Source organism: Tunturiibacter gelidiferens (assembly GCF_051013345.1).
Lineage (GTDB): Bacteria > Acidobacteriota > Terriglobia > Terriglobales > Acidobacteriaceae > Edaphobacter > Edaphobacter gelidiferens_A.
The window spans coordinates 4,769,097-4,782,322 of sequence record NZ_CP132939.1 but is presented as its reverse complement, the minus strand read 5'-3'; the positions used below and the strand labels follow the sequence as shown (position 1 = coordinate 4,782,322).

Annotated in this window: 13 protein-coding genes; 5 read left to right on the top strand and 8 right to left on the bottom strand. The window is 57.0% G+C overall.

The window, feature by feature from the left end; genetic code table 11:
• Positions 1-21: 21 nt before the first annotated feature.
• Genes RBB80_RS24025 through RBB80_RS24015 form a run of 3 tightly spaced genes read right to left on the bottom strand, consistent with a single transcriptional unit; the run spans position 22 to position 2,260 of the window.
• A complete protein-coding gene (locus RBB80_RS24025; RefSeq protein WP_433964843.1) occupies positions 22-930 on the bottom strand; it encodes a hypothetical protein in 909 nt (302 codons plus the stop codon).
• A complete protein-coding gene (locus tag RBB80_RS24020; protein ID WP_433964842.1) occupies positions 927-1,802 on the bottom strand; it encodes a glycosyltransferase family 4 protein in 876 nt (291 codons plus the stop codon). Before RBB80_RS24020 ends, RBB80_RS24025 begins: the two co-directional genes overlap by 4 nt.
• Positions 1,796-2,260 carry a glycosyltransferase gene (locus tag RBB80_RS24015; protein ID WP_433964841.1) on the bottom strand — a complete coding sequence of 155 codons (465 nt, stop codon included), beginning with the start codon at positions 2,258-2,260 and terminating at the stop codon, positions 1,796-1,798. Before RBB80_RS24015 ends, RBB80_RS24020 begins: the two co-directional genes overlap by 7 nt.
• Positions 2,261-2,449: 189 nt before the next feature.
• On the opposite strand from RBB80_RS24015, the gene RBB80_RS24010 reads away from it, so the two are divergent.
• Positions 2,450-4,447 carry a glycosyl hydrolase family 28-related protein gene (locus RBB80_RS24010; protein ID WP_433964840.1) on the top strand — a complete coding sequence of 666 codons (1,998 nt, stop codon included), beginning with the start codon at positions 2,450-2,452 and terminating at the stop codon, positions 4,445-4,447.
• 47 nt (positions 4,448-4,494) lie between these two features.
• Here RBB80_RS24010 and RBB80_RS24005 read toward each other — a convergent pair whose 3' ends face one another.
• Positions 4,495-4,764, bottom strand: a complete 270-nt coding sequence (locus tag RBB80_RS24005) for a hypothetical protein (protein WP_433964839.1) — start codon at positions 4,762-4,764, stop codon at positions 4,495-4,497.
• 432 nt (positions 4,765-5,196) lie between these two features.
• Between RBB80_RS24005 and RBB80_RS24000 the strand changes: the two genes are divergently transcribed.
• The 3 genes from RBB80_RS24000 (at position 5,197) to RBB80_RS23990 (ending at position 9,453) form a co-directional block, all read left to right on the top strand.
• Entirely contained in the window at positions 5,197-6,351 is a 1,155-nt protein-coding gene (locus RBB80_RS24000) for a glycosyltransferase family 4 protein (protein ID WP_433964838.1), read from the top strand.
• A 354-nt stretch (positions 6,352-6,705) separates the two neighbouring features.
• Entirely contained in the window at positions 6,706-8,478 is a 1,773-nt protein-coding gene (locus RBB80_RS23995; protein WP_433964837.1) for a glycoside hydrolase family 55 protein, read from the top strand.
• Positions 8,479-8,679: 201 nt separating this feature from the next.
• Positions 8,680-9,453, top strand: a complete 774-nt coding sequence (locus RBB80_RS23990) for a WecB/TagA/CpsF family glycosyltransferase (protein WP_433964836.1) — start codon at positions 8,680-8,682, stop codon at positions 9,451-9,453.
• 59 nt (positions 9,454-9,512) lie between these two features.
• Here the strand turns inward: RBB80_RS23990 and RBB80_RS23985 are convergent, their stop codons facing one another.
• From RBB80_RS23985 to RBB80_RS23970, 4 genes are read right to left on the bottom strand one after another with little or no spacing between them, the layout of a single operon-like run.
• Positions 9,513-9,956: an FtsX-like permease family protein gene (locus tag RBB80_RS23985; protein ID WP_433964835.1), complete on the bottom strand. Its 444-nt coding sequence runs from the start codon at positions 9,954-9,956 to the stop codon at positions 9,513-9,515.
• A gap of 46 nt (positions 9,957-10,002) precedes the next feature.
• The gene (locus RBB80_RS23980; RefSeq protein WP_433964834.1) at positions 10,003-11,016 is read right to left on the bottom strand and encodes an ABC transporter permease; all 1,014 of its coding nucleotides are present in this window, start codon (positions 11,014-11,016) and stop codon (positions 10,003-10,005) included.
• On the bottom strand, positions 11,013-11,411 hold the full coding sequence (locus RBB80_RS23975) for a hypothetical protein (protein WP_433964833.1): 399 nt from the start codon (positions 11,409-11,411) through the stop codon (positions 11,013-11,015). Before RBB80_RS23975 ends, RBB80_RS23980 begins: the two co-directional genes overlap by 4 nt.
• Positions 11,399-12,046 (bottom strand): ABC transporter permease, encoded by a 648-nt coding sequence (locus RBB80_RS23970; protein ID WP_433964832.1) that lies wholly within the window; start codon positions 12,044-12,046, stop codon positions 11,399-11,401. The genes RBB80_RS23975 and RBB80_RS23970 overlap by 13 nt, the downstream gene beginning before the upstream one ends.
• A 142-nt stretch (positions 12,047-12,188) precedes the next feature.
• Between RBB80_RS23970 and hemC the strand changes: the two genes are divergently transcribed.
• Positions 12,189-13,163 carry a hydroxymethylbilane synthase gene (gene hemC, locus RBB80_RS23965; RefSeq protein WP_433964831.1) on the top strand — a complete coding sequence of 325 codons (975 nt, stop codon included), beginning with the start codon at positions 12,189-12,191 and terminating at the stop codon, positions 13,161-13,163.
• Positions 13,164-13,226 lie beyond the last annotated feature (63 nt).

The window sequence follows — 13,226 nt, the reverse complement described above, 5'->3', positions numbered from 1 at the left end:
CCCCTCCGAGACTAGCTACAACTAGCGTCGATGGAGCGACGACTCCGCTTCAAGAACAGCAATATCTTTCGCCGTATAGGTACTTCGGATCTGCTCGTCGTTTCGAGCAAGAAGAACGTTGCTGTGATAAAGCCCGCTCCCCTGCGTCTCGGGAACGAACGGAAATCTCAAAGGACGATTCCATATCTGGCTTGTCTTCATGCCCGCCCGCAGCGCGTTCACGTGCAGCCACACGTCGTCTGCCTTCGGGCAAAGCTGCATAAACTCAGCGCCGGCAAGTTTCAGTCTCTTCAACAACGACATCGGATAGATGCACCCGGATACTCCAGTACCAAAGTGAAGGTAGTCCGCCTCGGCCGATCTGCATGGTTCCCACGTCTGATAGGGCGTGATAACTCCATTCGCAAGCCCGATCCGGTGAGCTCGATAGCAGTGCACTTCCTCTGGCCTTTCGCGATGCGATCGAACCAGACCCTCCAACCACCATCTGCTATACAGAAGATCGTCATCCGCGGTCACCAGTGGTACATCGAACGTATCGGTCGACAAAAGGTAAGGATAATATTTGGTGTGCGGACCGAAGTTGTCGGTAAGGTAAATCTCCAGTCCTCTGTCCACGAGCCTCTTCAGGCCGGCAGATCGATTCGCAAATCCTTCGGCACTATCCACCCACAGAATCAGCCTTGAAGGCAGCGCAGAACCCGCAGCGATCGATTCCAGTGCCAGATGAACTGTACCGAGCCGCTCGCCGTAGGTGGTGACTGACACCACCGGTCCACCGGGTGCAACGACGGGCTCTTTCGAGTGTTCGTTGCGAGCAGTCAGTTGCTTCACTTGAAACTTTGTAACCTTTGTCTCGTTCCTCAAAAAGAAAAGCCAGGTCTGAATGAATTGACTCGACACGTCATGCTTCGCTGCGCGTAGATTCAACGAGGGCCTCCTGGAAGATAGTGAAGTAAGCCCAAACTCCAAAGCACTCGCCCGTCTGACGAACCTGGAATCGTCGCGTCATTGTTCCTTTCACTCGCATCGATCTCGCCCGACTTAGCCTTCACGTTGCCTCCCCACAAGCTCCCTGTACAAAAGCTCAGCCGCAGCCGCCCGCGAGGTCCAGGTGTTGGTTCTGGCGAACTCCCAGCTCGCACGAGACATCGCATTTTTTTATCGACGCTCAGAGACGCAAATCGATCAATCGCAGCAGCAAGACCGCAGACCACCTCAGCCGGAGTCGTCACCGGCACTTTGATGCCAGCCTCCTCCGGCACAACGTCGCGTGCGCCATGCAGGTCCAGCGTAATCACTGGCAGGCCAAGCGCCATCGCCTCCAGCAACTGCACTCCCGAGGTCTCACGGAGGCTCGTAAACAAAAGCGCGTCGTGTTCCAGGTACGCTGCTCGAACCTCCTCCCACGTCAGTCGGCGTCCAGCCCAGTGCACCCGTTCACTCAATCCCCGCTCAGCGATCATCTGTCTCACAGTCGTCTCCGCGAGTCCGTTCCCGACGATCGTAAGCATCCAGTCATGTCGCACCTTCGCCAGTGCATCCAGCGCCATCGGAAGCGCCTTCCTTGGCAAAATTCTTCCTACCCAGACCAGGCGCACCGCACCAGCGTCCGGTTTGAACCTCCTTGGCCCCTTCGCGAGGTAATCCGTTCCCACTCCGTTATCGAACTGCAGGCGAACGTCCGATCGCCCCATCTTTTTTATCAGTCGCAAGGTATCTTCGTTCGCCGCAAGGACCGTGCTCATCTTCCCGATCCATCGTCTGTGAAGCGGAGAGTAGGGAAGTGCCTTCGTCAACATTGTGCGGCTCTCCTCCGCCCTCCTGCTCGCTCCGAAGTACCCCAGCATGCTGGCCGGCGCAGTCTGACCCCTCCCACCGGTCCGAAGACTGTCGGAACGCCTAAGCGCCAGAGTTGCGTCGGCACATGAATGCTCGTGTACGTAACGTGATGCACCAGATCGAAGCGTCGTTGCCGATTCAGAGATCTCGCGACTCCAACCGCGAACATCTGCCAAAGCGCGTAGTGCATCCCGGTCCCAGGTTTGAACAGCTTCGTAGGAACCGTGACATAACCAAAATCGAGGTTCGCATTCGGGTGGTCCCGCCGGTAAGCTTCAATCTCGTCGCGCCCTTCGCCACGAGTCAGAACCGTAACGTGAATTCCGCGTCCAGCCAGATGCTCTGCCCAATTCCATCCATTGCCAGGTTCAGAACCGGAGTTCGGCATGCACGCATAAGCCGACAGCAGAACATTCATTCGAAGCAGACCTCTCTATCAACTTAGATGTCTTTTTACGTTCTTTGTATAATCGAGGAACCTGCTCGATAGGAGGCAATTGCATCTACAGGAACAGTTTACCGAGAACTGCATCGTTGATGTTAAAAATGCGAAGACAACAGTTCCTCAACCTTCCATCCTGATCGTACGTTCACTCGAGGAGACGCGATGAAGAGGCCCCTGGCATTGTTCCTGCTGCTCTTTCTCACAGGCATTTGTGCACAGGCCGCAACGTATACCGCCACTGCAACGCACCTTACCATGCACGTAGGCGACCCTCTCCCGCCCCTGATCTTCAAGATGTCGTCGTACTCCGGACCCTACGCTGCTCTCTTCAAAGGCCAGCCGAAGTTGAGCACCTCCGCGACCTCAAGTTCTCCCACAGGCAACTACCCAATCAAAATCGCAGCTGGCTCCATGACGACCGTCAATCGGTCTGACAGTCTCACCTTTGTCGACGGCACCCTCGCGATAATTCCCGCCGATGGAATCGGAGCGCGCCTCACAAATCACATCGTCTACCCTCCAGGGTTCACCAGCGCCGCCGCATTCCCCATCATCGACGTGACACACAACCCGATCGCGAATCTCGCAGGCGATGGCGTCACCGACAATACCGCGGGCCTCCAGAAGTTATTTGCGTTTGGCCGGGGATCGGCACAAAGCAGAGTCACCACTTCCGCCAACGGAAACACCTACACCGCCACTCAGGTCGGAGATTCGGTCTTCACGGGGCTCGCGCCAGGCTCTCCCATCCGCATCGCAGGCGTGGTCTACACCATCGCCGCCGTGCTTGATCCGCAGCATCTCACGCTCACAACAAATCCAGGCACACTCTCCAACGTCGCGGCACGTCTCCCGCCCAATGTAGTCAGCACAAATGGAACGACGGTAATAGCTGCCAGCGGCCCAACCTTCGCTGGACTGAAACCAAACGCGAGCCTCCAAATCGGCAGCGCCTTCTACAAGCTCGCCTCGGTCACCGACGCGACGCACCTCGAACTTACAACGACCCCGCCCCCGCTCAAGAATGTGGACATGTACTACGGCGCAGGTGCAGGCGGCCAGCTCGGGGCACTTCCGATGTTCCTCTACTTCCCACCGGGCGTCTATCTCGCCAGCGACACCATCATTCCTTACGGCAACTACTGGTCTATCTACGGAGCCGGTGCTCAAACCTCAATTATCAAATTGGCGCCAAACTCGCCCGCCTTCAACACCGGCACATCACCGGTCCAGTTCTTCAGTCCGCTCAGCGTCAACAAGAACGACAACTTCCATATCTTTATTCAAAACATGGGCTTCGAGTCAGGCGTCGGAAATCCCAACGCTGAAATATTCACCACCCAGGTAAACAACATCGGCGCCATCAGAAATGTTCAGGTCTGGTCCGACGACTCCAACTGCGTCAACGCTCTCAACATCCGTCGCGCGTACCCCGGTCCTGGCATGATGCGCAACGTTGCCGCCTATGGATGCCAAAACGGTATCTACAGCAATCAGCAAGAATACAACTTCACCTTCGAAGACATCACTCTCGAAGGACAGACGGTTGCTGGAATCGGCAGCACGAACATGAAGTTCAGCATCCGTCATCTGCTCAGCGACAACAACGTGCCTGCGCTCCAGGCCGAGCTCTTTCATGCGAACACAACCATAATGGATTCCGAGCTCTTCGGAGACAACTCCACCGGCATCGGTCTGCAGAATGGTAAAGAGAATGGCCAGCAGGGATGTCACCTCTACACGCGCAATGTGAAAGTCGTAGGCTACGCCACCTCAGAGGCAGACTACTGCATTACTCCCTCCAAGACGTATAAAGGAGACCTCACAGAGACATGGTCGGGCGAAGCGCAGACCGTGTTCGATCAGACCGCGCCTCCAGGCTCTCTTCGCCTTCCAGAATCCGAGACGCCGCAACCCGATGACCCCGATCCACGCACATGGACCATGCTGGGAACCTCTCCAGCAACCTGGGCGGCCACCATCTCTGGATCGAGATCTCCAACCGTCTATGCGCCTCCAGGCCAATATGGAGGCAATGGCCCATACGCCATCACAGTTCCCGACACGGTCAATCATCTCCAGTTCTACAACGCCATGCCGACCCCGGGGCGTACCTACACCATCAATCTCACAATCGCAGGTTCTTCGAAGACTCCCTGATCATCGAAGGCTGCCCAAACAACGCCTGCATCATCAACCACACAGGATCAAGAACCCTGGTCCTGATCGACGGCAACACCTACAACTATTCGGCTGCTGCAGGTGCCGGCAATCTTTACATCGATGACGTAATCCTCGGCGCGAACAACAATCCAGGAAATACAGTCACGTTCTATCCCGGTCAGCATATCTGGGCGCGACAGCTCGATGAAGAGCCTGCTCGTGCGGACAAGATAACCTGCAATGGCTGCACACTTTGGGTCCTGGGCTACAAAACCGAACACAACGGGACCGACATCGTAGCTATGAACGCCCAAATCGAGATCTTCGGATTTTTTACTACAAGCTCTCCACGGCTGCCCCCGATTCAACAACCATGCAGATCACCGATTCAAACCTCTTCGCAACCGGCTATGAAAACATCAACATTGCCGGTTACGGAGCTCCGAACTGGGTAGTCGAAACTCGAAACGGCACAACCTCGCACCTCGCCGCTCCCGGTGTCAACAGCCCGCAACACCTCCACGTCTTCTATTCCTACGGAGGGAAAAAGCATCATCTACTCCCGTTCGAAAGTTCCACGACGCGATCCAGAACTTCTAACTCCCCACTCGTTATCGACATCAACATCAAGAAACAACTAGTACCGTCGAGAGTCTTCGACATGCTCAAGCAACTATTTAGCTCTACTACGCTTCAGAGCTGGCAACCCACATCCACCCCGCGACCTACATTGAGGAGGCTTAGGATTGCGCATCATCCATATGATTCCAGGAACCGCTGACCCAAATTCGGCCAATGGAGTTAACAAAGTCGTGCACTGGCTTGCGACCAACATGGTCGCCCAAGGGCACGAGTGTGAGGTCTGGATCTTACTCGCCAACGAGGAGTACACGACTCACGCACGCACCTACAAGCTTGTCCCTTTTCCGAGAAGTAGATCGCAATTCGGGTTGACCAAAGACCTGCACGCCGCACTGTCGAGTCTGCCGGAAGGCACATGGGTGCAGTTGCACTCTGTTTTTGTTCCGCAACTCACATCCGCCGCAAAGCTACTGCACAAGAGAAAGATCCGATTCGGTATCACCCCGCACGGGGGTTATCTCTCCGACCGCAGCGGTCGATCCATCGCAGGCCGAATCAGGAAGCGATTCTATCTCTCCGCATGGGAGGGCTGGACTCTACGAAACGCATCCCTCGTCCACGCAATTGGCCAGACCGAGGTGGACGATCTCAAGTCCAGATTTTCTTCGCTCCATCAGATCGCGCTTATCCCCAATGGCTTTGAACTGCCCAACCCTGAGACTGCCACCGACCAGAGTCTCGAGAATTTTGCCGACAAGCAGATCATCGAGCCCACAATCACTTACTGCGGAAGAATAGTGATCTTCCAAAAGGGCTTGGACATCCTCTTGGAAGGATTCGCACGATACCGGAAATCAGGAGGCACGCTGAACCTGACTATGGTCGGCGATGGCCCGGACCGGCCTCAGCTTGAGGCACTCGCGAAAGAACATGGCATAGCCGACTCCATCACGTGGACAGGACAAATCTTCGGAGCGCCTCTGCGCAACATCCTCAGCAGCTCGACATTCTTCGTGCACTCCTCACGCTTCGACGTAATCCCCACAGCATGCCTTGAGGCAGCATCCTGCGGAGTTCCGCTTATCGTCTCCGAAGAGACCAACCTCGCCGACTTCGTACGGCACTCCGGCTCCGGGCTGGTCCTCGCTCCCAACACTCCCGCTCGCCTCGCCGAGCTTTTAGCAGAAGCAGAAAGACTCGGAGTCGCTGAACGCAGCCGCATGGGCGCCTCTGCGAAACTGATGATCGAGCGTGACTTTACTTGGAGCGAAATCTCTCGCGGTCTCGTCCTCGCAATGGAGCAAGCAAACCGCAGTTAAACCGGGACCCCCGCCGTTTCATGAGTCGAATAATTCACAGGATCAAAAGGCTTTTTTCATAAAAAATATGTTGACCTGCAAGTTGGTGTCATCCAAGAAGATCAGCTCATATTTGCATAGCATTTACACGTTAGTACCATTGTGAGAGGTAGAGAAGTATGCAAGTATTTGCGTATGAGAAAAAGCCCTCCCCAGCCCCACTTTCTCCATGGCAACTCTGCGTCTAGCCGAGGCCATCTAACACCTTCGCTTTTTCACGCCACGCTGAGTGCCCTCAGCCTGCTATGCGTTTTTCTTTTGGCAGGTTGTTCCGGACAGACCATCCCCGTCGAGGAAGGAGGAACCGCCGCGGCGGTGCAGCCTCTCTTGGCCGGCGCAAACCTGAATAAGGGGCCTCTAACTTTTCCCACTGGTTTCATGACTTCTGTAAAAACATACGGTGCCGTAGGCGACGGCGTAACCGATGACACCGCAGCCATTCAGAAAGCCCTCTCCGACGGCCGGTCCAATGCTTCAGGCGACTACTACGGCGTGCCGAAGGCGTTGTACTTCCCGCCGGGGACCTACCTCGTCAGCAACACCCTCCGGTGGGTCGGATGCTGCGTCACACTGCAGGGATCGGGTTCGTCAAGCAGTGTCATTCGTCTCGCACCAGACTCCAGCGGCTTCAACAACACCGCAGCTCCAAAGCCGATGATCCTCACGCCGCTCGGCAACCAATCCTTCCGTCAGAACGTTTGGGATCTTGGTCTCACGATCGGCCCCGGTAACCCAGGCGCCACCGCCATTACCTACGTCTCCAACAACATCGGCTCAATCCACAACGTCTTCGTCAAAAGTGAAGACGGAAAGGGTCATGCTGGTATCGATCTGACGCAGCACTATGCCGGTCCTCTGATGATCCGCAATACGGAGATACAGGGCTTCGATGTAGGCATCGATCTTCAGAACGCCGAGTACAGTACCACCATGGAAGGCATCACACTTGCGAGCCAGAACATCGCCGGCATTCGCAATAGCAATCAATTGATCAATATTCGCGGTCTCACCAGCACCAACAAGGTTCCAGCCATCACCAACTCCGGCGGGTTCGTCGTGCTGCTCGACGGCAGCCTCTCAGGCGGCGTCGGAACGGTTCCCGCAATCGAGACCGACAACACAATGTTCGTGCGAAATGTATCCTCAAGCGGATACGAAGCGACCTTGCAAGATACGAGCACCTCGACCCCAACTCTTCACAAAGGTACTCTGTCGCATCTCGTGGTCGGCCCTCCCTCGACTCTCACAGGAACCGCATCGTCAACCAACGGTCTCGATCTGGCCGTTCAGGAGACGCCCTCTTACACAAGTTCGAGCCTGTCCGACTGGGCCGTCTTCACTCCCAAATGGTACGGGGATACCTCCGGCCTCCAGGCTGTTCTTAACAGCGGCAAGCACACTGTTTACTTCCCATTCGCCGCATACTTCTCCTACAACGAAGCCGATGTCACCGTGCCCGATACCGTCGATCGAATCGTTGGCTTCTCCTCCGTCGTCAATATCGGCGCGGGAACAAACGGTGGCGGCATTCGCTTCGTCGTCACCAGCAACAGCGCTCAGCCGCTCATCATCGAGCAGTTCGGCTACGGAATCAAGATCGATCATCGCGGTAGTCGCCCCGTCGTTCTCAAGGACGCATTCATCAATGACTACGCGAGCTACCCCGGCGCCGGCAAACTCTTTCTTGAGGACATCGGCATCAATAGCTTCAACATCCAAAAGGGGCAGCAGGCCTTTGTGCGTCAACTCGACAACGAAACCTCAGCCACCAAGATCTCGAATCTGGGCGGCTCACTCTGGATTCTAGGCCTCAAAACCGAGAAAGCAGGGACAGTCATCAGCACTGCCAGCGGCGGCCAGACCGAGCTTCTCGGAGGCCTTATCTATCCAGCCGTCCCTGTCTCCTCTACGCAACCCGCTTTCATCGCAACAGACGCGCAGACATCCTACATCTACAAAGAATCCGTCTACTGCTCAGGCTGCGGATACTCCATCCAGGTCGAGGAGACGCGGTCCGGCGTTACACAGAAAGTCACCTCGCCCAACAACAAATCATTTCGGATGCCGCTCTTTATTGGTTACAAATAGGAGAGTCAGAGAGGAGTGCTGTCGAACGGCGCAACCAGTCGACAGCCTCCGTCTACTTTCGTATACTCAAGCCATCAGCAACGCCAATAATGCGGTCAAATTCGCGTAGTCCAATCAAGTGCTCTGTCTCATTCAGAGCATCCGACTCCCAACACCTGCAACGCAACAAACGCAGCACGAGTTCATAGCCAAGGAGCGATCATGATCTCTGCCGATCCGCCGAGAGTCAATATCCTCGGTGTCGGAATCAGTGCACTCTCCATGGAAAGTGCGCTGGAGTGCAGCGAGGCCCTGCTAAACCGCGACGAGAGCGGATATATCTGCGTCACAGGCGTCCATGGCATCATCGAAGCACAATCGGACCAAGCCTTCCGAACGATCCTCAATCAGTCTTTCTTATCGACCCCTGATGGCGTGCCCACCGTCTGGCTCGGCCACCTGCACGGCTTCAAGCACATGACCCGCGTCTACGGTCCGGACTTCATGCTCAACATGTGCGCGCTCTCCGTGCAGCGCGGCTATCGTCACTTCCTTTACGGCGGCAGACCCGGCATCGCCGAGGAGCTGCGGGCCGAACTCGCACGCCGCTACCCAGGCCTTCAGATCGTAGGCACCTACACCCCGCCCTTCCGTCCCCTCAACACCGAAGAGGAAGAAGATCTGCGGGTCCAGCTTGCAGCATCGCAGGCGGACATCCTATGGTGTGGCCTCAGCACGCCAAAGCAGGAGCGATTCATGGCCGCCTACAGCGGTCGCCTGCCGGTAAAGCTCATGGTCGGCGTCGGCGCGGCGTTCGATCTCCTCAGCGGCAATCTCGCCGAAGCTCCCGATTGGATGAAGAGGTCCGGACTCCAGTGGCTCTACCGGCTCATCAAAGAGCCCAAACGCCTGTGGCGTCGCTACCTGTTGAACAATCCGCGCTTCATCTGGTTAAGCTTTTTACAGCTCTCCCGCCTCAGACGCTTCTCCGTATAGGCAAAGAGCAAACACCCGCCTCGCACCTGAAGTATTGCGTGCGATCTTCGAGGCTCCGCTTACTCCGTCCGCAGCGCCGTCATAGGCTCGATGTTCGCGGCGCGGCGAGCAGGGATAAAGCCCGCAATCGCAGCCGATCCCAGGAGCACGGCCACCGCAATCAGCAAACTCACCGGATCATACGAGCGCACACCGTACAGTTGGTCGGCCATCGCTCTTGCTCCAAAGATCGCAACAGGAATTCCAATCGCCAGCCCCAGTCCAGCCTGCAGAAACGCGCTTCGCATCACCATGCGCACCACGTTCCCCCGGTCCGCTCCCAGCGCCATACGCAACCCTATCTCGCTCGTTCTTCGCGCCACTTGATACGACGTGATTCCATACAAACCGACCGCAGCAAGCACCAGCGCCAGCCCACCAAACAGCATCGTCAGTCTCGCAATCAAGCGCTCCTGCGTAAAGTTGTCCGCCACCTGGTAGTCCAACGAATGCAGATCAAGCACCGTCAGATCCGGGTTGATGTTCGCAAGCGTTCGCTTTACCGTTGCGTCAAGATTCTGCGGCTCGCTCCGAAAAAAGAGTCACCGAGTTGATATACAGCCCGCGCCCCTCAGCCATCGCTTCATTCGGATCCGTCAGTCCACTCATCGTCTGCGTCAGCGGACGAAAGTACATCGTCCTCACTTCATCGCGCGGATTCGTGTACTTGGCATCGGCCACAACACCCACAATCTCGAATGTCGAAGAGTACTTCTGCTCGAATATCCCGAAGTGCCTGCCAACCGGATCCTCCTTCGGAAAGAACTTTTTCACGAAGGCCTGATTCACCACCGCGACCTTCTGCGACGTCGCAGTATCCTGATCGGTAAATCCGCGCCCACGCACCACCGGCTGTCCCACCGTCTCGAAGAAATGATTACTCACGCGGTCCCACGACGAACCATTGTGATCATTTGGTCCCGGTGCTGGACCTCCATCAACGAACACACCCTCACCCCAGTTGTTTCCCTCAAGCGTGCTGTAAAGCGCCAGCCCAACGCTCTGCACTCCCGGCAGCGATCCAAACTGCTGCTCCAGAGTCTGGTAAAAGGCTGGCAGCTTCTCAGGCGCATATCCCGCGCCTGCCGGATCGAGATGCAGAACATATCGATTCGTCGTCTCAATACCAAACTTCTGGTGCTCCATATTTCGCAGGCTCTTCGTCAACAGTCCCGCACCCACCAGCAAAACCAGAGACAGCGCCGCCTGAAACACAATCAGGGATCTCTGCGGCAGCGATGCCCGATCTCGCATCGACCGATTCGACCCACGCAGCGCCTCCGCCGGGTCTGAGTGCGAGGTGATCCACGCCGGCACAACGCCAAACACCACTCCCGTCAGCAGCGACAACAAGAACGCAAACCCAAGCACCGCCAGCGAAGGACTCGCCGCAATCGGTAGATTCGGCGAGTCAGGAAACGCAAGCGCCAAAATCATCCGCGTACCCGCATAAGCCACGGCCAGTCCAGCCAGACCGCCCGCACACCCCAGCAGCAAACTCTCCGTCAACGTTTGCCGAATCAATCTGCTTCTCGCCGCACCCAGCGCAACCCGAACCGATGTATCGGCCCGGCGTGTTGTCCCCGTGCAAGCAACAGGTTCGCCACATTTGCGCACGCCACCAGCAGCACCAGTCCGGAGATCGTCATCAGCAGATAAAGTCCTTTGCCAGTCTGCTTCTGCAGATTTTGAATACCCGCGCCACCCGGCACAATCACCACATGCTGCTTCGGAATAATCGTCGATCCACCATTGCGAGAGTAGTTGGGTTGCGCCGCGAGAAACTGCCTTAGGCTGCCAGACATCTTGTCCTGCAACGCGCCGATGCTGACACCCGGCTTCAACCTTCCCACCGCATACAGCCAATTGCTATCCGGTACATGCAGAAGCGAATTCTTCCCCTCGATCAAAGGTTCCATCGCCAGCGGAATCCACAGCCCCGGCGGATTACTCCTGATTCGGTCGCCAAAAATCCCGGCGGAGCGATTCCCACCACTGTGGCGGGCTGCCCCTGAAGATAAAACGTCGATCCCACCACCTTCGGATCACCGCCATAATCTGATTGCCAGGCCTGATAGCTCATCACCACCGCCGGAGCCGCACCCGGAGCATCATCCGCATCTGTCAACATTCGCCCTGCAAACGCACCGATGCCGAATGTCGTAAAAAAATTGCCCGAAATATACTGCGCCCGCTCAGACTTAGCCGGCTCCGAGCCTCGCCGCGTCGTCTTCTGTTCGCCGCCCGCCTGCATCGCCGCAAGGCGTTCAAACTCTGGCGTCGTCTCCCGAAACTGCTTGTACAACTCGTAGGAATAAAGATCGAAGTCGCCGTTGTCATTAATAAAGCCGCCGTTGACGCAGCAGTCATCCAGGTCCCCCACACGAAACAGCGTCTTCGGATCCGCTACCGGCAACGACTTCATCAGGATCGCATGCACCAGAGTAAAGATGGCCGTATTCGCTCCAATTCCCAGGGCAATCGTGACTACAACCGTAATGGCAAAGCCCGGCGACTTGTAAAACTGGCGCAACGCAATCCAGACATCCTGCATGAAATCCCTCCAACTCTCGTGAAGCTCTCAGGCACTTACGTTCCCATTTGTCTGATAGTTCCGAAAATTCTCACCTATCTCCCCTTACGACATCTCTTTCGCACGAACTCACCACCCATCATCCCGTATCCTAGTAATGACTATGAGTTCAGAGCACAACAATCCCCGCAATCCCATCCGCATCGGCAGCCGAGGCTCTCAACTCGCTCTCTGGCAAGCCAACCACATCCTCTACGCCCTCCGCGACGCCGGCTACCACGTCGAGCTCGAGATCATCCGCACCACCGGCGACCGCATGCAGCAACCAGGCTTCCTCCCTCCGCCCAACCTCGACGGCAAAGGCATCTTCATCAAAGAAATCGAGGAGGCCCTTGAAGAAGGCCGCATCGATCTCGCCGTCCACTCCCTCAAAGACCTCCCGACAAAATTAGCCCCGCAATTCACCCTCGCCGCCATTCCCAAACGTGCCGACGCCCGCGACGTCTGGGTCTGCGAGCCCTACTGGGCCCTTCACATGCTCCCCACAGGGGGACGCATCGGCACCACCAGCCCTCGCCGCCGCGCGCAGATCCTCGCCCTCCGCCCCGACGTCACCTTCGTCGAAGTCCGCGGAAACATCGACACGCGCCTTCGCAAACTTGAGCAGGGCCAGTGCGACGCCCTCGTTCTCGCCGCCGCCGGCCTCGACCGCCTCAAGCGCACCGAATCCGTCCACCAGCGCTTCTCCCCCTGCGAGCTCTGTCCCGCCCCCGGCCAGGGCGCCCTCGCCCTCGAAACCCGCAGCCCCGAACACCCGATCGACGAAGCCCGCGACACCTACATCCGCAACGCCATCGCCTTCCTCGAACACCCCTACACCCGCTTCGCCATCGACGCCGAGCGCACCACCCTCGACGCCCTCGGCGGCGGCTGCTCCCTCCCCATCGGCGCTCACTGCTTCCACGAAGAAGGGAAGTGGAAGATGATTGCCCAGGTCGTCTCCCCCGACGGCGAATCCATGGTCCAGGTCGAAACCGAAGCCACCTGCGACACCAACCCCATCGCCTTAGGCAACTGCGTCGCCGACGACCTCAAATCCAAAGGCGCCCTCGAGCTTCTTCCCATCCCCGTCGCCTGATCGGTCCGCCGTCCCACAGAAAATATTGGCAAACCAGTAATTTTGCCAATTCCAACCCTTGCA